Annotated in this window: 20 protein-coding genes, 1 pseudogene and 1 riboswitch; of the genes and pseudogenes, 11 read left to right on the top strand and 10 right to left on the bottom strand. The window is 46.6% G+C overall.

Going from position 1 to position 18,042, the window contains the following annotated elements; all coding sequences use genetic code 11:
- The first annotated feature begins 67 nt into the window (after positions 1 to 67).
- From MHM93_RS01085 to MHM93_RS01065, 5 genes and pseudogenes are all read left to right on the top strand, one after another.
- A complete protein-coding gene (locus tag MHM93_RS01085; RefSeq protein ID WP_138547428.1) occupies positions 68 to 487 on the top strand; it encodes a GNAT family N-acetyltransferase in 420 nt (139 codons plus the stop codon).
- A 37-nt stretch (positions 488 to 524) separates the two neighbouring features.
- Positions 525 to 1,016 carry a M23 family metallopeptidase gene (locus MHM93_RS01080; protein ID WP_239447612.1) on the top strand — a complete coding sequence of 164 codons (492 nt, stop codon included), beginning with the start codon at positions 525 to 527 and terminating at the stop codon, positions 1,014 to 1,016.
- 11 nt (positions 1,017 to 1,027) lie between these two features.
- On the top strand, positions 1,028 to 1,372 hold the full coding sequence (locus MHM93_RS01075) for a hypothetical protein (protein WP_239447611.1): 345 nt from the start codon (positions 1,028 to 1,030) through the stop codon (positions 1,370 to 1,372).
- A 31-nt stretch (positions 1,373 to 1,403) separates the two neighbouring features.
- Positions 1,404 to 1,751 (top strand): hypothetical protein, encoded by a 348-nt coding sequence (locus tag MHM93_RS01070; RefSeq protein WP_239447610.1) that lies wholly within the window; start codon positions 1,404 to 1,406, stop codon positions 1,749 to 1,751.
- Positions 1,752 to 1,949: 198 nt separating this feature from the next.
- Positions 1,950 to 3,100, top strand: a pseudogene (locus tag MHM93_RS01065) (IS3 family transposase).
- A 159-nt stretch (positions 3,101 to 3,259) separates the two neighbouring features.
- Here the strand turns inward: MHM93_RS01065 and MHM93_RS01060 are convergent.
- Positions 3,260 to 3,970 carry an IS5 family transposase gene (locus tag MHM93_RS01060; RefSeq protein WP_239447609.1) on the bottom strand — a complete coding sequence of 237 codons (711 nt, stop codon included), beginning with the start codon at positions 3,968 to 3,970 and terminating at the stop codon, positions 3,260 to 3,262.
- A 440-nt stretch (positions 3,971 to 4,410) separates the two neighbouring features.
- Here MHM93_RS01060 and MHM93_RS01055 point away from each other — a divergent pair, with 440 nt between their 5' ends.
- The 3 genes from MHM93_RS01055 (at position 4,411) to MHM93_RS01045 (ending at position 6,812) form a co-directional block, all read left to right on the top strand.
- Positions 4,411 to 5,946, top strand: coding sequence for an RHS repeat-associated core domain-containing protein (locus tag MHM93_RS01055; protein ID WP_239447608.1), 1,536 nt, complete (start codon positions 4,411 to 4,413; stop codon positions 5,944 to 5,946).
- A gap of 10 nt (positions 5,947 to 5,956) precedes the next feature.
- The gene (locus MHM93_RS01050) at positions 5,957 to 6,367 is read left to right on the top strand and encodes a hypothetical protein (protein ID WP_239447607.1); all 411 of its coding nucleotides are present in this window, start codon (positions 5,957 to 5,959) and stop codon (positions 6,365 to 6,367) included.
- A 208-nt stretch (positions 6,368 to 6,575) separates the two neighbouring features.
- Complete coding sequence (locus MHM93_RS01045) at positions 6,576 to 6,812, top strand: hypothetical protein (protein ID WP_239447606.1); 237 nt, start codon at positions 6,576 to 6,578, stop codon at positions 6,810 to 6,812.
- 11 nt (positions 6,813 to 6,823) lie between these two features.
- Here the strand turns inward: MHM93_RS01045 and MHM93_RS01040 are convergent.
- Positions 6,824 to 7,899, bottom strand: a protein-coding gene (locus MHM93_RS01040) for an IS3 family transposase (RefSeq protein ID WP_239447605.1) whose coding sequence is annotated in 2 segments (ribosomal slippage) — positions 6,824 to 7,650 and positions 7,650 to 7,899 — 1,077 coding nt in all. Because the reading frame shifts where the segments join, the coding sequence is not laid out codon by codon here.
- A gap of 329 nt (positions 7,900 to 8,228) precedes the next feature.
- Positions 8,229 to 8,401, top strand: a riboswitch (Lysine riboswitch).
- A 79-nt stretch (positions 8,402 to 8,480) separates the two neighbouring features.
- Between MHM93_RS01040 and lysC the strand changes: the two genes are divergently transcribed.
- Positions 8,481 to 9,830, top strand: a complete 1,350-nt coding sequence (lysC, locus tag MHM93_RS01035; protein WP_239447604.1) for a lysine-sensitive aspartokinase 3 — start codon at positions 8,481 to 8,483, stop codon at positions 9,828 to 9,830.
- Here lysC and MHM93_RS01030 read toward each other — a convergent pair.
- Complete coding sequence (locus MHM93_RS01030; RefSeq protein ID WP_239447603.1) at positions 9,802 to 10,515, bottom strand: 4'-phosphopantetheinyl transferase superfamily protein; 714 nt, start codon at positions 10,513 to 10,515, stop codon at positions 9,802 to 9,804. The genes lysC and MHM93_RS01030 overlap by 29 nt on opposite strands.
- 90 nt (positions 10,516 to 10,605) lie before the next feature.
- On the opposite strand from MHM93_RS01030, the gene MHM93_RS01025 reads away from it, so the two are divergent.
- Entirely contained in the window at positions 10,606 to 11,928 is a 1,323-nt protein-coding gene (locus MHM93_RS01025; RefSeq protein ID WP_239447602.1) for a sodium-dependent transporter, read from the top strand.
- Positions 11,929 to 11,946: 18 nt separating this feature from the next.
- Here MHM93_RS01025 and MHM93_RS01020 read toward each other — a convergent pair whose 3' ends face one another.
- Together MHM93_RS01020 and MHM93_RS01015 are read right to left on the bottom strand one after the other, a co-directional pair.
- The gene (locus MHM93_RS01020; RefSeq protein WP_239447601.1) at positions 11,947 to 12,927 is read right to left on the bottom strand and encodes a 2-hydroxyacid dehydrogenase; all 981 of its coding nucleotides are present in this window, start codon (positions 12,925 to 12,927) and stop codon (positions 11,947 to 11,949) included.
- Complete coding sequence (locus MHM93_RS01015; RefSeq protein ID WP_022945131.1) at positions 12,893 to 13,405, bottom strand: glutathione peroxidase; 513 nt, start codon at positions 13,403 to 13,405, stop codon at positions 12,893 to 12,895. Before MHM93_RS01015 ends, MHM93_RS01020 begins: the two co-directional genes overlap by 35 nt.
- Before the next feature lie 97 nt (positions 13,406 to 13,502).
- On the opposite strand from MHM93_RS01015, the gene MHM93_RS01010 reads away from it, so the two are divergent.
- Positions 13,503 to 14,387, top strand: a complete 885-nt coding sequence (locus MHM93_RS01010; RefSeq protein ID WP_239447600.1) for an NAD(P)-dependent oxidoreductase — start codon at positions 13,503 to 13,505, stop codon at positions 14,385 to 14,387.
- Between the two features lie 17 nt (positions 14,388 to 14,404).
- Here MHM93_RS01010 and sbcB read toward each other — a convergent pair whose 3' ends face one another.
- The 5 genes from sbcB to MHM93_RS00985 all read right to left on the bottom strand — a co-directional run bounded on the left by sbcB (position 14,405) and on the right by MHM93_RS00985 (position 18,001).
- The gene (gene sbcB / locus MHM93_RS01005; RefSeq protein ID WP_053910428.1) at positions 14,405 to 15,856 is read right to left on the bottom strand and encodes an exodeoxyribonuclease I; all 1,452 of its coding nucleotides are present in this window, start codon (positions 15,854 to 15,856) and stop codon (positions 14,405 to 14,407) included.
- Between the two features lie 360 nt (positions 15,857 to 16,216).
- Complete coding sequence (locus MHM93_RS01000) at positions 16,217 to 16,744, bottom strand: cytochrome b/b6 domain-containing protein (protein ID WP_239447599.1); 528 nt, start codon at positions 16,742 to 16,744, stop codon at positions 16,217 to 16,219.
- Positions 16,744 to 17,025: a PepSY domain-containing protein gene (locus MHM93_RS00995; protein ID WP_022946512.1), complete on the bottom strand. Its 282-nt coding sequence runs from the start codon at positions 17,023 to 17,025 to the stop codon at positions 16,744 to 16,746. The genes MHM93_RS01000 and MHM93_RS00995 overlap by 1 nt, the downstream gene beginning before the upstream one ends.
- Before the next feature lie 132 nt (positions 17,026 to 17,157).
- Entirely contained in the window at positions 17,158 to 17,469 is a 312-nt protein-coding gene (locus MHM93_RS00990) for an HD domain-containing phosphohydrolase (RefSeq protein ID WP_239447681.1), read from the bottom strand.
- Between the two features lie 25 nt (positions 17,470 to 17,494).
- On the bottom strand, positions 17,495 to 18,001 hold the full coding sequence (locus MHM93_RS00985) for a PAS domain-containing protein (RefSeq protein WP_239447598.1): 507 nt from the start codon (positions 17,999 to 18,001) through the stop codon (positions 17,495 to 17,497).
- Positions 18,002 to 18,042: the final 41 nt, after the last annotated feature.

Here is an 18,042-nt window from a genome sequence, read left to right as displayed (position 1 = left end):
CTTTCTCTGTAAGCTTCGCTTTTTATATCGGTGTTTAATTAGCTGCACCTGTGTATTCAGAGGCCATATGACGTTAGAAGTAATACAGAATCCAGAACAAGACTTACTCGACTTTATTGCTCAGCAAATCAGCCAATATAATTGGGCCCATTGGCAAAATGTAGAACGCAAACCTTTAGCGGTTAGCTGGCGCGATGAACAAGGCGAAGTAAAAGCCGGAGCCAGTGGCCGTACCTTTGGTCATTGGTTGCTATTGGATTATCTTTGGGTGAGTGACACATTACGTGGGCAAGGCATCGGCTCACAATGTCTCACTGCCATAGAACAAGCCGCTAAGGCGCGCGGGTGCACGTATGTGCTGCTCGATACCTTGGATTTTCAGGCGCAACCGTTTTATGAGCGCCATGGCTATGAAACACAATGGGTGCAACAGCAATATCCGCTTAACGGCAAAAAGTATTTTATGAGCAAACAGCTTCATGAGTAAGCCGATACGGTACTTAAAAAGAACAAGGAGGTTAGTTTTGGCGGCATTACTGTTTGGTTTTATATTCGCGTTTCTAGTGCCCGAGCCAGTGACTATTCCCGTGCATGGGGCAAGTAGCGCTGATTGGCATCAAGATACTTTTTGGTATGAACCTTGGGGAAGCTCTGGGGTGCATAAAGGGGTCGATATTTTTGCCAATAAAGGCACTGATGTGGTGGCCGCTTCACATCACTTGGTGATTTATCGTGGACAGTGGCCAAAGGGCGGCAATGTGATGATTGCCCTCGGACCAAAATGGCGATTACACTATTATGCTCATCTAGACAGCTTTAGTGATAGCGACCGTCGTTGGTTTAGTGGCGGTGAGCAAATAGGCAGTGTTGGCACCAGCGGTAATGCCCAAGGTAAAGCTGCTCATTTACACTACTCATTGGTGACTTTAATTCCTTACTTTTGGCTCATTGATAGCGCCCCCCAAGGCGCCAAGAAAGCCTTCTACCTCAACCCAATAACTTATTTCGATAACTAACGGAGCAACGGATGCGATTAGTATTACTGGCTTTGGCGTTTATTCTACTGCTATGCAGTTGCGCAGAACCCGTCCCTGCACAAAAGCGCGATTATGTCGGGCACTGGCAAAGTCCAAGCATGAGTTTATTGATTCTTGAAGATGGCACAGTCGCCTATAAACGCTATAAAAACAGGGGCTCTACCTCAGTGGAAGGGCCGTTGCAATCATTTGAGGGTGACAACTTCAGTGTTGGCATTGGTTTTTTCAGCACCACCTTCATCGTCAACGAGCCACCGAACAACAACGACGGTCAATGGACTATGGTCGTTGACAATGAACGGCTAATAAAACAACCGTCTGCCTACAGCCATTAAATGCAGTTTTCATCAAACAAGGAAGACCCCAGTGAGCCAACTTACCCGCAAAAAGCAATTTGCCACGCGTGCGGTGATCACCCGCGCTTTATACACCGGTGCATTGTTTATCTATGTACTGTTTTTTATTAACTTTATGATGGAGCAGAGCTTTTGGGCGCAAGCGATATCGGTGTTGATATTTAGCTTTATGCTCAGTGCCCAGTATCAATGGAGCATCGAGCCCATACGCAGTAGTGCCATATTTGTTGAGCATGGGGTACTGAACTTACTTGATACGCCGATAAAGCTCGCTGATGTCAAAGAGGTGATTTACTGCCAGCACCAGCGTTATGAACATGTGGTTCGTTTTCGCTATCACAATAGAACTTTTCACTAGTAGGGGCTTTTTAAACAAAAATAGCAAGGAATTTTTTGAAAAAAAGCAACTGTTGAAGAGCTAATAGTGATCTATCGGCAGTAGATATGAACAAAGTTCCTTAAGAAAAGTGTCTTGGTTTAGTCGCGCAGAACAAGTTGAATCGACCAGCCTTCTCTAGACACCTAATTGCTTTATAATTATGTGTACTAAGGAGAAATGATGTCCCAGCGATTTACTGAAGAATTTAAAATACAAGCAGTTAAACAAGTTACGGAACACGGTTATTCAGTGGCTAGTGTTTCCGAAAGGCTTGGAGTGACCAGCAGCTCTCTCTATAACTGGATAAAATCTCACGGTCCAGATAATGAGAAGCATAAGCAATCGCGAGACCAAACAGACCGAATCAAGCAGTTAGAAAAGGAACTTAAACGCGTGACAATGGAGCGCGACATTCTAAAGGAAGCAACCGTATTTTTCGCGAGCGAGTCAAAGAAAAATACGCGTTCATAAAAGCTAGGCTCAATAATTATCCAGCCAAAATAATGTGTAAAACCCTCTCAATTCAGCGAAGTGGCTTTTATGCATGGATGAATAACCCCAAATCACAGCGTCAATTAGAAGACGAGCGACTGACTGGGTTGATTAAACACTCATGGTTAGAAAGTGGTTGTGTTTACGGCTATAGAAAAGTCACGAGCGATCTTCGCGATTTAGGTGAGGCTTGCAGCAAGCACCGTGTAGCCAAGCTGATGAGGCTAGAAGGGATAAGAGCGCAAGTAGGCTATAGAAAACATAAAGGCCATTACAGCGGTAAACCTGCCGTAGTCGCTAGTAATATTCTTGACTGAAAATTTACCGTAACTACGCCAAATAAATCCTGGGTCACTGACACCACTTACATCCGAACTCATGAAGGCTGGCTTTACCTTGCTGTCGTATTAGGTCTCTACTCTCGTGCTGTTGTTGGCTGGTCGATGAGTTCTAGAATGGAGTCTGAGCTTGTTACTCAGGCGCTCCTAGCGGCAGTATGGCGGCGAAAGCCGAAAGAGCAGGTGTTAATACACTCAGATCAGGGGAGTCAATTTACAGGCTATGAGTGGAGTGACTTTTTGACCGCACACAATCTCAAGGCAAGTATGAGCCGGAGAGGAAACTGCCACGATAACGCTGTTGCCTAGAGCTTTTTCCAACTGTTAAAGCGAGAGCGGATAAAAAGAAAAATCTACCTAACTCGCGAGCATGCGAGAGCTGACGTATTCGATTACATTGAAATGTTTTATAACTCTAGACGTAAGCATGGGGAAGCGAATAACATGCCTCCACTGGCTTATGAAAAGCTCGAAGAATTCAAACAAAAATCTGTCTAGTAAAATCTGATCGATTCAAATGGTATTGTTGGAGGACTTGATGCTGGAGGAGTAAGTGCTGTCTTAGGGAATATTTTTGTTGATAGTGTCACCGAAAGCGAGTGTGGATGTAAATAGGCCTTGTTGATCAAATAGCTTTCTCTAACAGGCTTGCTTAACTTACTGATATTTAGGCAGACCAAGGGTGTTGAGCTTATTTAACGCCTTCACTTTGATCATCGCTTCAACCAGTTGGCGGTTGTAATCACGGGCATTTAGCTTAGCCCCCATCAATTGCTTGAAACGGTACATCGCTGTTTCTGCTAATGAACGTACGTGATAACCGCTGAGCTTTTTCCACTGTACACTGCCTAATTTATTGCACAGCATCACGGACCCGTTACGTGGATGCTCATCACCCCATAAGCGGGCATTTTCTCGCGGCGGGATGACGGGTATCGCTCTCTTAGCAGTGATTTCGGCATAACAGCGGCGGCTATCATAAGCGCCATCAGCACTCACTCTATCAATACGTCGGCGCAAAGGTCTTATTAAATCTTGCAGCGTTTCACCGTCGGTTACATTACTGAGCGTCATTTGTGCCCCCACAATATCATGGGTGTTGGCATCCACCGCAAGATGTAGTTTTCGCCACTTCCTACGTGCTTTCACATGATGCTTTTGTGCGTGCCACTCCCCCTCACCAAACACCGCTTTAAGCGTCAGGCAAGTTTCGATAGCGAGATCAGAGTAATGATAAGAGCGACCACGCCCACCGTGAGCACATTCGTTATACCAGTGGCGCGTTGCTTTTTCGTCAAACCAAAAGCGAATGTTGCCTCGGTTAACGAGGGCTTGATTGTACTGTGACCAATTTGTGATTCTGTTCATTGTTATGGTACGAACTAGGGATATTGATGATCTGATCACAGGTTGGCAGGAAGGTTCAACCATTTAGGAAACAACGCCATGTAAATAATGAAAGTTATACTATTAGTTATTATGATCGTAATATTTCCAGTTATAAACTGGAGGTTTGATAAAATTTCCTCAAGATTAGAAAAAGAAAATCCTAGTGTCTTTGCAGAGTATGGAGATGCTAAAAACTTAAAGTTTGCGTGGAAATTTATTTTCATGGGGCTTTATAAGTCTGAAAATATTACCGCTGAAATGAAAAAGTATATTCGTGACACCAACATAATTTCACTTATAACTATTGGGTTCTTTATACTAATAATTCTATTTATTTGAATCCAAAGCCTCGCTAGCCGGGGCTTTTTTTTTCATATACAAAACAGCTAAATTTTGTGTTCAAATGAACTCACCTTACATTGCCAAGTGGTCGAGAGGTTAACTTAACCCGAAACACGCATGGCTTAATTACCGGTATTACTGAAACCAAAGCAGGTAAGACACAAATCTTGTTAACTAGTGCGAGTTATGTCCCGTTTGGACAAGCGAAAAGCTTTGATTCAGGTAACGGAAAAACTACGACTAGAGTACATAACTTAAACGGGCAATTAACCAGTATTATGGTAAATGATGTTTACCAGAATGCGATTGGCTATAACGGTGATAGCACTATCACCACTTTAACCAGTGCGCTTAATCCAACCTCTAACCAAACATACAATTACGATGAACTTGACCATTTGACAGGTGCAACGGGTAGTTACGGCACAATAGTTTACAGCTACGATAGTGTCAGTAATCGTATCACTAAAACGGATAATGGCACTGAAAGCTCACTCGGTTACCTGACACCAAGCAACCAACTTGACAGCCCATTTATCCATGATGCTAACGGAAATCGTACACGAGGTGATAAACGCAGCTTCACTTATGGTGAGCATAATCGCTTAACGGAAGTGACTAATGACGAAAACGGCATTAAGACCACTTATTTGTATAACGGTTTAGGCCAGCGAGTGAAAAAGAGCAATGTATTCGGTGATATCTATTTCCTCTATGATGAACAAGGCTTACTCATAGCTGAAGCTAGCGATGAAGGTAAAGTGACGAAAGAATATATTTACTATGAAAGCCAGCCATTAGTGATGGATGCAATAGATACCTATTACTATCACAATGATCACTTAGGTACACCGCAAGCGCTAACTGATAATACTGCATCTATTGTATGGAAAGCTAATTACACACCATTTGGTGAAACAGATATCACGATTGAAACAGTAACGAATAATCTGCGATTCGCGGGACAGTACTATGATGAAGAAAGTGGGCTGCACTATAACTATTTCCGTGACTATGACCCTGAGCTTGGTAGATATATTCAATCTGACCCAATTGGCTTAGCGGGTGGTATTAATACGTATGGGTATGCCTATCAAAACCCTGTGATGAATATTGACCCAACTGGGCTATTAGTACCTTCTTTTCACAAAAGGTTGACCAGAGAGTCTGCCAATGCCGCAGGGTGCAATACAAGTTTTGCCAATGAATTGGCAAAATTAGTTGCAGGTGTTGATGCTCTACCGGGGTCGCAGTTACCAGAAAATTCTGCATGGCACCATATGGCTGATGGTGACACAAATCAATCTCCTGAAAGTGCGGAGCAAGCTTATTCAAACTATATTAACAGTCTCCATAACAGCTTATCAGGTTCGTTAACAGCCTCTCAAAGAAGTAAAGCACTTGCTCGACTAATTCATGCCGAGCAGGACGGGCTATCAAGAGGGCACAAAGATTTCCAGCAGTGGAACGGCTTCAGGTTTAGAGACTCTTTAACGTTAATAGCTCATGGTGTTAATGACATTATCATTAGTAAATCCAGAGCCAACAATATTCGCAAACACACCAAAGCGTTAATCGAGGCTTATGGTGGGTGTGGATGTGAAGCTCAATAGGGAAATAGCTATGTTTATCCTAAGACTAATTATTATTTTATCTCTTACAACAAGTGTATTAGGATGTGCTGCGACAGGTAGTACATCTGCAAAACTAAACAATGATAAGCAATTGACAATAACGATTTACCACCCAACAGGGGAGTACCAGCGAAGCCACAATATATTCAAGCCAAAGCAAGAATCTGTTGAAATCTATGATTTAACACTCACGGGGAAAGGTTATTCCATCAAAGGAGAAGATGTCAGGGTATTTCAAGCATCGACGATGAAACATATTTCCATGTCCGGGCATATTGAATTGAAGTGTAACAGCAGCAAGCTGGTTGCAACTATAAAGTTACAACTTGATGATGGTAGTCCATTTCCTCCGAATGGGGTTCATGATTTGCAAATGGGTTGTGATGCATTAAAAGAATAGTTATTGCCCAATTGTTACCCACCGATCTCCGATCGGTGGGACAATAACCACAATCTGAATGCATTACTAGCAATCCCCGGCCATCTCCATCTATCCCCACCAACCTTCCAAACGCCCTCAACAATCCAAACCATCCCGGCACCAACACTCTCACCGTATAAAACACCGCCACTTTCGGTTATAATTGCGCAAGTTAACCGGAGCCACTATGAGAGAAATCATCAACTTAGAAGACCATCGCAAACCCACCCCAACCATCAAAAATCGGAAAGTTACACCAACACCACCCAAATACTCGGATCTTCGAGAACGGGAATACTTAACACCCAAAGAAGTTGAACTAGTCACCAAAGCTGCCAAGAAGGTTGGTCGGCACGGCCATCGGGATATGACCATGGTGATGATTGGTGACCTTTCCCCTGAATTAGTACCATTCATTCGATGAGATAATTCATATTAAGTGGCCCGTTTAGCAAACTCAACTGGCGATAAATAATTCAGTGAACTGTGTGGTCGAACATGATTATAATGTTCTCGCCATAAATCAATTTCATACCTTGTTTCTTCCATCGTCCTGAACCAGTGCTGGTTTAAACACTCATTTCTGAATTTACCATTTAAGCTTTCAACAAAAGCGTTTTGAGTTGGCTTCCCGGGCTGGATAAAGCTGAGTTTCACTTTGGTTTCTTTTGACCAGAAGAACATGGCTTTACTCGTAAACTTTGTGCCGTTATCACACACTATTGAATTAGGTGCGCCTCGTGTTTCTATCATCTCAGATAAAAATCGAGCAACCTGTTTGCCACTCATTGAAACACGGACAAGCTGCCCGATCATTTCTCGTGAATAATCATCAACCACATTCAGCGTTCTGAAGCGTCGGCCATTGGCTAGCTGATCTGAAACAAAGTCCATAGACCAACGCTGGTTCGGCTTTGACGGTACTTCCAAAGGAAGCCTGGGCCGCTGTATTTTATTCCGCTTTTTGGTGCGAACTTGGAGCCCTTCTTCCGTGTAAATACGATATGTCTGCTTTTTATTCCTCACTAAGCCCTCAGCTTTTAACAGACCGTGAAGCATCAAATAGCCATAACGAGGGGATTCAGTAGCTAAGCACTTTAATCGCTCTCTTAATGTGTTATCCGCCTTCGTTCTTGGACGATATCGAAATGCGGTTCGGCTAACCCCTGATAGTTGGCATGCAGCTCGCTCACTGAGGTTAAATAGCTCGATGAGGTGGCTAGCGATCCGTTTCTTATCCGAAGGCTTCAGCACTTTTTTGAGAGCACATCCTTCATACCTTCAACTTCAAGCATCTTTTCAGCCAACAAACGCTTGAGCTTATTATTCTCTGATTCAAGCTCTTTTAAACGCTTGGTTTCATTAACTTCTAGGCCTGCATATTTACTGCGCCAGTTATAAAAAGTGCCTGTCGATATTCCCATCTCTCGGCAAATATCATCGACTTTAGCGCCAGCTTCATGTTGTTTGATTGCTCGGATAATATGTTCTTCGGTATAACGTTTTTTCATTTTGAGATCTCCATTGTATCCAGTTTATTAGAAATCTCATCAAAATCATGGTGTTAATTTTGGGGAAAGGTCACACTCAACAAGAAGAGCAAACCGTCGAATATAATTGTCGTATGGAAACGCGAACTGTTTGGGTGCCAGTTGATGGTGAGCATTGCCCCATACAACCTTAATTAGATTCCATAATCGGCAATACACAGGCTGGCTGCGGCCAACTTGTGTATCCAAGCAATCATTAACCGCCAGAACACCTTCCAGTGAAGTGTGATATTGACTTCTAGCCGTCTGCTAGGTACATTGCTGATTCACTTCGGTCGCAAGATCGAATGTGTCGCAGAAGAGGTGCGATAGCTAGGTAGTAAACGTGAGGCCGACGACAGCCTTTGATCGTTTACGAGGGAGACTATCGCCGAGGAAGTGCATTGTGCGTCGCAATGGCTTTCGGTTCTTGAGGCTGAATCCTCGGAACTGTCACCTGTAGGGGTGGAGGGCTTCTGGCAATGGACATTCTTACCTTTTAGTCTTGCCAAGTTCTCCTGATTGTATTTGAAAAATAACTCGTTTTTCATCTCGGAGAGATAATGAATCAGGAATATTCTGTCGCCAAGTTTGGCGGTACTTCAGTGGCCGATCATGGCGCTATGAGCCGGTGTGCACAAATCATCGCTGCTAATAATAATGTGCGTGTAGTGGTTGTCAGTGCCAGTGCCGGGGTCACCAATCACCTTGTAGCGTTATGCCAAAGTGCATTAACGCCACAGCAGCGCCAAGCGCACATCGATGGGGTGATCGCTATCCAGCTTAATATTCTCGAATATGTCAGCCTTGATGCCGATTTAGCCCACGGCTTTGATGTCACCTTGAGCGCCTTTGGCAGCAGTGCTGAGCAAGCACCACAATCGAGCGCTCACAGCGATGAGCTACTGAGTTTTGGCGAGCGTTTCTCTTCTTATTTGTTTACTCAGGTATTACGGGAACATGGCGTGGCGGCAACGCGCTTTGATGTGCGTTCGGTGCTCAAAACAGATAGTCAGTTTGGCAAAGCCCAGCCCAATATTAAAACAACAGCGCAGCAAGCCCATGCCCAATTGCTGCCGTTGCTTAAAGATCAAGTGGTTGTCACTCAGGGCTTTATGGGCAGTGATGACTATGGCGATACCACTACCTTAGGACGCGGGGGGTCGGATTACAGCGCGGCCCTACTAGCCGAGGCGATTGGCGCGAACAGCGTATATATTTGGACCGATGTGGTCGGTATTTTCAGCACCGATCCCAGAGTCTGTGCCAAAGCCGCATCCATTGCCTACTTAAGCTTTGACGAAGCCGCCGAAATGGCGACCTTTGGCGCTAAAGTCTTACACCCAGCGACTATTCTACCCGCTGCACGCAGTGGTATTAGTGTGTTTGTCGGCTCCAGTCGCGAACCACAAGGGGGCGGGACGTGGATACAAAAAACGCCCCAAGGAGACACTTTAGCTGGAGTTCGCGCTGTGACTCAGCGTAAAAACCAAATTCTCTTGACCCTGAAAAGCCCGGAAATGCTATTAGCGAGCGGCTTTTTAGCGCGGGTGTTCACTATTTTGAGTGAGCATAACATTTCCGTTGATTTGGTCACAACTTCGGAGATAAGTGTCGCATTGACGCTTGATAATGCCCCTAATGCCAGTCGTCCGGAGCTTGATCAGCAAGCCCTCGAGCGTTTAAGCGAGTTTTGTCATGTGTCAGTTGAGAATAACCTCACATTGGTGGCGTTAATTGGCTCGGAGATTGTCCTGCGTCAGAGCGAGTTGAATTTAATGCAGGTGCTCAGTGAGTTTGATATTCGCCTCATTTGTCACGGCGCATCGAAACATAACCTATGCTTCTTGGTTGAGCAAAGCCAGTCTGATGCGGTGGTGCAAACTATTCATCAACGGCTGCTGGAAGGTTAACAGTGAGCACCGGGCGCTGCGTATCGGTGATAAGACTGATATCAAAGTGCCCGGCAAATAGTTCCTGACAATATACCTGGCCATCAAGGGCGGCGATAAGCTCCAAAATGGGCTGGCCCAACAAGGTGGCAATAGGTTGCTTAGTCGCTTTTGCGTAGGCTTCTTTTAACGTCCAGACCCGGAAAAAGGTCTCAACATCGCTGCCAATATCTCTTGCCTCGGCCTCGGGATAATAGTGCGCCGCCAGTTTTTCAAAGGCGCGTGCGTTATCGATTTTCTCAATATCTACGCCTAATAAGACTGAACCCCGCGTCATTGCTACGGCAATGTGGCCATGAGCGTGGCTGATGACCACCCGCGCATCGAGAGGATGACCATCAATGCTCAGTATCAGCTGCGCCTGCTCAACGTCAAATTCACTGCACCAAGCAGCAAGAGGGTAATCGCGATACTGAGGGTACAGCTGTCGCGCCAGCTGTTTTATGGCCCAGCGTGTGGCGCGATATTCCTGCTGTGCCTGCACCTTTTTACGCTTTGCTAAGACCGCTCGCTCTGTGCGGTGCAAATGTGCGTCATCTAATTCACCGTGCGCTTTAGCACAATAAAGCAACACCACGTCGCTGTGCTTGGCATATTGCTCGGTATCGGTCGGTAAAGGTGAAAAGCGATAGGCAGGGTTTAGCATCAAGGACATTCCGATAAGCGTGGCTATGACTACTTTGTTACGGGTAATTATGATTTAATAGCGGCAAAACAATAACAGATATCCCTGCGAATGACGAATAAGCGTGACGGTTTCCAAAGCCGTATAGGTTTTGTACTAGCGGCAGCTGGTGCAGCAGTAGGCCTAGGTAATATTTGGGGTTTTCCAACTCAAGCAGCGAGTCACGGTGGCGGTGCTTTTTTACTGGTGTATTTCATTGTCATCTTTGCCTTGGCACTACCGGCACTGTTCACTGAGCTGTACTTGGGCTACGCCGCTCAAGCCAACCCAGTACAAGCACTTAAACGTGCTTGGCAACCAAAAGCGGCAAAAATAGGGGCAGGGGCTGGTTATATTGGTTTAGTCGGGGCTATTGTCATGCTGAGCTTTTATTCTATCGTAGCTGGGTGGATGTTGGCCCATGCCTTAGCGCCGCTGTGCGAGATGCTGGGTATGAATGACGCTGCCGCATTTTTAAGTGGCGACTCTCTTGCCCGTAACCTTATTTTCACGCCGCTGATGTTGGTGTTAACCGCGAGCATTATTTTAAAAGGGGTTAAATCGGGGATTGAAGCCTGGTCGCGGCGATTAATGCCGTTGCTTTTGGTGCTGTTAGTTGGCTTGATTTTTTATATCGGTTCGTTACCCGGCGCCGGTGAAGGCTTTAGTAATTACCTGCAACCTGACTTTACTAAAGTGTGGGACCCAGATTTAATCATCGCTGCCATGGGACAAGCGTTTTTCTCATTGTCGCTGGGGGTAGGGTGCATGATGATCTACGGCTCTTATTTAAAGCCTGGAGCGAATATCGGCAAGCTGACCCTGAGTGTGGCCGCCCTTGATACATCGGTGGCGTTTTTGGCCGGTCTACTTATTGTGCCCGCGATTTTTGTCGCCAGCCACAATGGCGTGGAAGTATTCCAAAACGGCAAACTCATTGGCGAAGGGCAACTGATCTTCGCGGTGCTCCCGCAATTGTTTAATACCATGGGCAGCATGGGGCTGGTGATTGCTTTGGCCTTTTTCGTTCTCATGTCGATTGCTTCGCTGACCTCGACCATTTCTTCGACCGAGATCCCGGTGGCGTTTTTGGTGGAAAATCATGGTATCGGCCGTAAAGCAGCCACTTGGCTGGTTAGCGCCGTGGTGATGTTGGCATCGCTCACCATAGTATTTAACTTCGATTGGCTGTTTGGCTTAGTGATCCAAGTATTTACTCAGTACCAGTTGCCTTTGATGGGGTTGTTCTACTTTCTTACCCTCGGCTGGGTGTGGCGTCGTGGTAATCAATTAGCGCAATCTGACAAGATGAGTATTGTGGCGCTGCGCTGGTATATACGCCTAGTATGTCCGGTGCTGATGACCGCTGTGTTCATTAATGTGGCGCTGAAATAGCCGGCGCCACTTAGTGTTTTAAGGGGCGCAAACGCGATTGGTTAGCGCTTCACCCTTGGCGTATTGCAGTAAATTATCAAAGGTGGTTTGCACGATTTGCTGCAACGCTTCCTCAGTGAAAAATCCTTGATGCCCGGTGATCAACACATTTTGGAAGGTGAGCAGGCGGGCGAAGACATCATCTTGAAGAATCTCCTCTGAGCGGTCTTTAAAAAACAATTCCGACTCTTGCTCGTACACGTCTAACCCCAAATACCCAAGCTGACCGCTTTTTAGCGCATTGATACAGGCTTTGGTATCGAGCAGCGCGCCGCGCCCGGTGTTAATCAACATAGCGCCGCGTTTCATGTGGCTCAGTGCGTCGCCGTTTATAATATGGTGGGTTTGCTCGGTTAACGGGCAATGCAAGCTAATAATATCGCTTTGCGCTAATAATGTGGCTTTATCAACAAGGGTAAAGTCGCCTTCAGGCTTTGCTGGGTCGACCACCAGTACCTTAGCGCCAAAACCGTTCAGTATGCGGCACAGCGCCAGCCCTATCTTACCACAGCCGATAAGGCCCACGGTTTTGCCGTGTAAGTTAAAACCCAGCAGGCCATTGAGGTCGAAGTTATCCTCACGCACACGGTTATAGGCTTTGTGGGTTTTACGCGATAGGGTCAAGATCAGGGCGAGACAATGCTCTGCCACAGCCTCTGGGCTGTAGGCGGGCACCCGCGCAACCTCAATACCTAAGCGTGCGGCGTGGTCTAAATCAACGTTGTTAAAACCTGCACAGCGCAGTAAAACCAGCTTAATACCTAGCTCGTTGAGCTTATCAAGTACCTGTTTGTTGACCACGTCATTTACAAATACGCACACGCTGTCGCACCCTTGCGCCAGCGAGGCAGTGAGCTCACTCAGTTGAGCATCAAAGAAATGGACCTCGACGTTATCTGGACAATGTTCGCTGAATGCGTGTTGCTCATACCTTTGCGAGCTGAATAGGGCTAATTTCATCAAGTTGACTCTCTATTACCGCACGAAGGGTATCGGGTTTGGTCCGAGGTGCGTAGCGGTTCACCAGTTGGCCCTGAGAGTTTATTAGAAATTTAGTGAAATTCCATTTTATTGCCCGGTTTTGTGCAATGCCCCGAGTGTGTTCTTTTAAATAATTAAACAGCGGGTGGGCGTCAGGACCGTTGACCATTACCTTACTAAACAATGGAAAGCTAACATTAAATGTGCTGGTGCAAAAGGCTTTTATATCCTCATTTGAGCCTTGCTCATGGCGGCCAAATTGATTGCAAGGAAATCCCAATACCACTAAGCCCCGCTGCTGGTAGTCGCTAAAAACACGCTCCAACGCACTATATTGATTACTAAAGTTACAGGTACTGGCGGTGTTTACAATGAGTGCAACGCGTCCTTGTAACTGTTTAAATGAATAGGGCGTGCCATCGATGAGGGTGGCATTGAAATGGTAAATACTATCCATTGTGAGCTCCATAACTCAAAACAAGGCGTTTTTGTACGATGCCTTTGTTATACTTTTTTGCGTTTTCTCGAGGCTATCAGGCAAATAGGTCAAAATTATGTCAAAAATGTGTACCTTTATCGGTTTAGGCGTCATGGGCTACCCCATGGCCGGGCACCTGCAACAAGCAGGGTTTAATGTGTGCGTATACAACCGTACAGCGTCAAAGTCGCAGCAGTGGGTAGAGCAATATGGCGGGCGCAGTGCTGCAACGCCAGAACAAGCGGCCCAAGGCGCAGACTTTGTGTTTGTATGTGTTGGTAATGACGATGATGTGCGCAGCGTGATTTATGGTGAAAACGGGGCGCTGGCGGGTATGCACGAGGGTGCCTTGCTTGTCGATCACACCACCACCTCCGCCGAGCTTGCCAGGGAGTTGGGTGACGCTGCGAAAGCCCAAGGTATTGCCTTTATTGATGCGCCGGTCTCTGGTGGCCAGGCGGGGGCCGAAAATGGTGTACTAACCGTGATGTGTGGCGGGAGCGATGCGGCTTTTGCCAAGGTGCAGCCCGTGATGGCAGCCTACAGTCGCTTTAGCCAATTACAAGGTGATATCGGCAGCGGCCAGCTCTGTAAAATGGTAAATCAGATTTGTATTGCCGGTGTGGTACAGGGCCTGGCGGAAGGTTTACATTTTGCGAAAAAAGCCGGGCTCGATGGGGATAAGGTGGTAGAGACTATCGCCAAGGGAGCAGCTGGGTCTTGGCAAATGGAGAATCGCCACCAAACCATGTGGCAAGGAGAGTATGAGTTTGGTTTTGCCGTCGATTGGATGCGCAAAGACCTAGGTATTGCTCTTGATGAGGCGCGCAATAACGGTGCTAGCCTAGGTCTTACGGCATTGGTGGATCAATACTACAGTGACGTACAAGCTATGGGCGGTGGCCGTTTTGATACCTCCAGCTTACTGGCGCGGTTGGAAAAGCTGAACCCCAGTAAGTAGCGGTATACGCCCACAAGCTAAAGGCTTTGGGCGTAGTGGTATAGGGCTTTGAGCACCGCCATATTGCGCTCATTGCCTTCATTCTCGTGCACTAGGTTTTCTAGGCTGAGCATGAAATCTTGCGCGCCAATAGAAGGGCTGTCCTCGCCATTCATCAGCTTGTTTTGACAGTACTTGCGCCACGAGTCAAGCTCGCTGGGGGTCAGCGTTTCCGGCCAATTACGGGCGCGATAACGAAACAGCAAGGTGGTGAATTTATCATCTTCAAAGTCTATGTCTAAACCGGCGAGCTGCATGGGCTCAGTGGCGCGAATAATATCAAACTTGGCCTTATCACTGTTGCTGATAAAACCACTATAAAGTTGATAGTCTGGGTTGCCGGTATCAGCAAACTGGCGCGTGTCGTTAAACACTTCGGCGACCTTATCGCGTAGCTCCGGGTGGGCCTTTAGTACCTTTAAGTGGGCTAAACATTGTTCGCGATCGATACCCAAACGTTCGGCGTTCTCTGGCAACAAGGTTTTCGCGGGGGCAAGAATAGGGCATTTATTGACATGCACCAGTTTTAAGCCAATCGGCGCTTGTCCAGGAGGCAGTTCATCATGGCGAGTGTAGAGATACTCGCGTAACTGCTCGACACTTAAATCCAATAGCGGTTGCGGGTCTTGCGTTAAGTTAAAGCACACCACCGCGTTTTTATTACTGGGATGAAAGCTCATTGGCGCAATCCAAGTCGTGCAGCCTTGGCTTGCAGGAATACGAGACGAGGTATGCACCAGCGGCGTCATGTTATAAACATCCACCAAATCAAGCAGCGCTTTTTTATGGCGCAACGAGAAAAAGAAGTGATACAGCTTGGGCTGCGTGTCTTTAATCAGTTTTGCCAGCGCAATTGTGGCTTTTACATCGCTCAGGGCATCGTGGGCATCGGCGTGCTCAATGCCATTGGCTTTGGTAAGGTCTTCAAGGCGGAAGCTGACGCTGCCATCTTCTTTTTGCGGCCAGTTAATACCTTGCGGGCGTAGGGCATAACAGGCACGTACTAAATCAATAATATCCCAACGGCTATTGCCATTTTGCCATTCACGAGCGTAAGGGTCATAAAAATTACGGTATAAAGTGTAGCGGCTAACCTCATCATCAAAACGAATACTGTTGTAACCGGCCACACAGGTATTCGGGCGGGCGAATTCGTCATGAATTTTAGCGATAAACTCTGCTTCATTAAGACCATGACGCAGCGCATGCTGCGGCGTGATCCCTGTGACTAAACAGGCCTCGGGGTGGGGCAGATAATCCGGCGCCGGACGGCAATACTCAATAAGCGGCTCGCCGATGATATTCAGATCTAAATCGGTGCGAATACCAGCAAACTGACTGGGACGATCTTTTTGCGGGTTTGCCCCCCAAGTTTCATAATCGTGCCAGTAGATTGTACTCTGGTCATTGTCGTTTCTGAGTTCTGCCATATTATTGCTTTTCCATATAAATCAGTGTCTTGCTGCTTTACTACTTTGCCTGTTGTTATTATGTGTCGTCGTAATCGTCGCGCTGTGTGTATAAATATGTGTATACTTTTTCGCGAAAAAGGTGTCTATTTTTAACGCTGCTTAGCGGCATACGATGATGCAAATTGCTCGGCAAAGAATATGCACTAAGCATACTAACACATTGAGCTGATTTAAGAATAAAGGTAACTGCCGAGCTTGCCTGTTTCACTCGCGCGATGGCTGCTTAGGACCATAAAGGCAATGTGCACCTAAAGGCTCTCACTATAAAACGCGTGTAAACAGCTCGTTTATTTAAGCTTTCAACCTATTCGCCAAAGGCTAGTCGCGTTTTTTACGTTGCCCGGTAATCATGGGCGGTATTAGCGAGATGCGCCCCCACCAGCTAACCACGATAACCGCAATAATATGGATAATGGCGATGGAATACAGGGTATTGGCCGCAAAGACATGGATGTCTTGCAGTAGCGAGTTACCGAATAGGGCATCGATTTCCTCAAGCATAAATCCAGTAACGGCAAGTGCAATAAATAGCAGCCAAGTTGCAAACACCATCAGCCAGCCAATAGGGTTATGGCCCGATTCGGTGGGGATATGGCGCTCTTTGAGGTGAGTGATGTGCGCGCTTATCGCAGCGCAGTTGATAGCGGCTGCGCGGATACGGGCGAAGCCCGAGGGAAAGAGGCCCCAAATAAACCGCAGTAGCACTAGGGCAGCAGCGCTGTAACCCAACCACTGATGCCACGAGCCACCTGCCTCAATAATGAAGTAATTGGTAATAAAGATGCCGACAAGGGACCAATGGACGATACGTACCACCGGGTCCCATATTTTGATTGTGCTGCTCACTAATGCGCTTCTTGTTTAACTACCGAGCCGTCTACTGGGTTAAAGTAAATTTCAACCTTGTTGTTATCTTTATCGGTGCCATAAATCTCATAGCAGCTGCCATCGGTCACTTTAAACTCATTGATGCTATAGCCCTTGGCTTGCAGTGTTGTTTTAAAGTCGCTTTGATCCAGCCATTGGCTTTGCGGCGCATCAGTACAAACGGTGACATCATTGGCAACACCGCAGCCAGATAGTATTAACATCGCTGCTGCAAGCGATAGAGTTCGTTTAATATACATAACCCATTTCTCCTTTTTTGCTGTTGTATCACTAAAACAAACCCGGGGCAGTTGATCAATGCGCTTGTTCAATAAATGTGCAAAGTATCTGATGCCGCCTACAAACCACAAACACTATCAGCGTTGCCAAGCTTAGTTGGTGGGCTGCGAAAGCTGGTAACCTTGCTCACGAAATAAGCCCAATGCTGCTTTAACAACCTGGGGGTCATATAATTTACCAGCGTTAGTTTCTATTTCCGCAAGGGCAGCGTCCAGTCCCAGCGCATGACGGTAGGGCCGAGATGTGGCCATGGATTCAATCACATCGGCAACGGCAATAATGCGCGCTTCGAGCAAAATATCCTCGCCTTTCAAGCCTTGCGGGTAGCCGCTGCCATCCATGCGTTCATGGTGCTGATAAGCCACTTGGGCGATAGGCCAAGGAAAAGGAATACTCTTTAAAATCTGATAACCATGCTCAGCGTGCGTTTTAATAATGGCAAACTCGCTCGCTGTGGCTTAAGCGTGTGGGCTTGGTCAAATATTCAGAGGGGATGCTGATTTTGCCAATATCATGCACTAAGCCTGCAATGCGTAAACCGTATTGAGTGTCGGCGTTGAGCTGCATTTGCTTAGCAATTTGCACCGCTAAATCACCCACTCTGGACTCATGGCCAGCCGTGTAGGGATCGCGCAGTTCAATCATGCTCGCGATAGCTTCAACCGTGCCAAGTACGGTATTTTCTAACCGGCTAGAATAGTGTCTTACCTGATTAAGCGCGCCTTCCTCGGCGCTAATATCGCACAAAATACCAATATAGCGCTGCGGGTGAGAGCCGCTCACCAAGTGCATTTCGTCATGAATATGAATACAGTGGCCATCTTTGTGTCTGATGCGGTAATAGTGGTGTCCGCCACCGGCGCCGATAATACGATGACTTTCTTCTTGAGCACGGAGTTTATCGTCTGGGTGTAGACTTTTCGACCACCAACCCATGGCCATTGCTTGCTCAGCTTAGTATCCCAGCACTTTGGTGA

Source organism: Pseudoalteromonas sp. MM17-2 (assembly GCF_022347945.1).
GTDB classification, from domain to species: Bacteria; Pseudomonadota; Gammaproteobacteria; order Enterobacterales; family Alteromonadaceae; genus Pseudoalteromonas; species Pseudoalteromonas ruthenica.
Note: the sequence above shows the minus strand (reverse complement) of the source record. Positions and strands in the feature narration are given on the sequence as shown.

Excerpts from the sequence above, each read along its gene's own strand:
- MHM93_RS01085 (WP_138547428.1), top strand. The coding sequence starts at position 68 with ATGACGTTAGAAGTAATACAGAATCCAGAACAAGACTTACTCGACTTT.
- MHM93_RS01075 (WP_239447611.1), top strand. The coding sequence starts at position 1,028 with ATGCGATTAGTATTACTGGCTTTGGCGTTTATTCTACTGCTATGCAGT.
- MHM93_RS01060 (WP_239447609.1), bottom strand. The coding sequence starts at position 3,970 with ATGAACAGAATCACAAATTGGTCACAGTACAATCAAGCCCTCGTTAAC.
- MHM93_RS01050 (WP_239447607.1), top strand. The coding sequence starts at position 5,957 with ATGTTTATCCTAAGACTAATTATTATTTTATCTCTTACAACAAGTGTA.
- MHM93_RS01045 (WP_239447606.1), top strand. The coding sequence starts at position 6,576 with ATGAGAGAAATCATCAACTTAGAAGACCATCGCAAACCCACCCCAACC.
- lysC (WP_239447604.1), top strand. The coding sequence starts at position 8,481 with ATGAATCAGGAATATTCTGTCGCCAAGTTTGGCGGTACTTCAGTGGCC.
- MHM93_RS01030 (WP_239447603.1), bottom strand. The coding sequence starts at position 10,515 with ATGCTAAACCCTGCCTATCGCTTTTCACCTTTACCGACCGATACCGAG.
- MHM93_RS01025 (WP_239447602.1), top strand. The coding sequence starts at position 10,606 with ATGACGAATAAGCGTGACGGTTTCCAAAGCCGTATAGGTTTTGTACTA.
- MHM93_RS01020 (WP_239447601.1), bottom strand. The coding sequence starts at position 12,927 with ATGAAATTAGCCCTATTCAGCTCGCAAAGGTATGAGCAACACGCATTC.
- MHM93_RS01015 (WP_022945131.1), bottom strand. The coding sequence starts at position 13,405 with ATGGATAGTATTTACCATTTCAATGCCACCCTCATCGATGGCACGCCC.
- MHM93_RS01010 (WP_239447600.1), top strand. The coding sequence starts at position 13,503 with ATGTCAAAAATGTGTACCTTTATCGGTTTAGGCGTCATGGGCTACCCC.
- sbcB (WP_053910428.1), bottom strand. The coding sequence starts at position 15,856 with ATGGCAGAACTCAGAAACGACAATGACCAGAGTACAATCTACTGGCAC.
- MHM93_RS00995 (WP_022946512.1), bottom strand. The coding sequence starts at position 17,025 with ATGTATATTAAACGAACTCTATCGCTTGCAGCAGCGATGTTAATACTA.
- MHM93_RS00985 (WP_239447598.1), bottom strand. The coding sequence starts at position 18,001 with ATGGGTTGGTGGTCGAAAAGTCTACACCCAGACGATAAACTCCGTGCT.